The organism is Xanthomonas cissicola, assembly GCF_008801575.1.
Taxonomy (GTDB): domain Bacteria; phylum Pseudomonadota; class Gammaproteobacteria; order Xanthomonadales; family Xanthomonadaceae; genus Xanthomonas; species Xanthomonas cissicola.
The window spans coordinates 1-706 of the sequence record NZ_VZPL01000226.1; the positions used below are offsets into that span (position 1 = coordinate 1).

General features: G+C 59.5%; 1 protein-coding gene. It reads right to left on the reverse strand.

Annotation, left to right across the window (positions count from 1 at the left end):
• On the reverse strand, positions 1-706 hold a 706-nt coding region (locus F7R02_RS25730; RefSeq protein ID WP_235901000.1), incomplete at both ends, for a MobA/MobL family protein.

A 706-nucleotide genomic window follows, 5' to 3' on the forward strand; every position in this document is an offset into this window, starting at 1 on the left:
GAGCTTCGTCGTCCCTATTTGAACTGAGTCTGCCAACGGATGCCGGCATGACAGGCATCTTCGCCACCGAAGTCTCATCAGTAGAAGTGTCCATGCCTGGCCCAGGGCGCTCTTGCTGGGCCTGTTCCGCCGTGTGGCCATCCGGCACGCTCAACAGTCGCCCCTCTTGGCGGTAGCGGGACAGAAGCTGCTCAAAGCTTGCTCGTCCGTGGACAAAGATCCCGTTGCCTCTCATCGCTTCCAAGCGTTCCGTCAAGCTTCGATGCTCAACCGCCTTGCCGATGCCAGCCTGTTCAAGGTGTGCATTGATCCGATCAGCGATCATGGCGCGAATCCACTGGATCTCAGCCAGGCCGTTGATACGCCCATCTAGAATGCGCGTCTTCTGCGTTAAACCAGAGGCTTCCATACGCCGTGTCGTGGCAAGCAGATGGCAATAGAAGTAGCGCACATCGTCCTTCGTCGGTCGGTGGTGGCTCGCTTGCAACGCAAAGCCAAAGCGCTCAATCAGGCGATGCGCGATATCAAGCACCAACTCCCAGCGCTTGGGGTCATCGAGTTCATGCGGCAGCGCAATGGCGAAATCTCGGCACACCGTGCTGTTGTGCCGTCGCTCCGCCGCTTCTGCAGCCGCCCAAAGCGCCTGTGGGTCATAGGCCCATGCCGGTGAGCCAGTTGGCGCCATGCAACGCGATTGGATGATGCC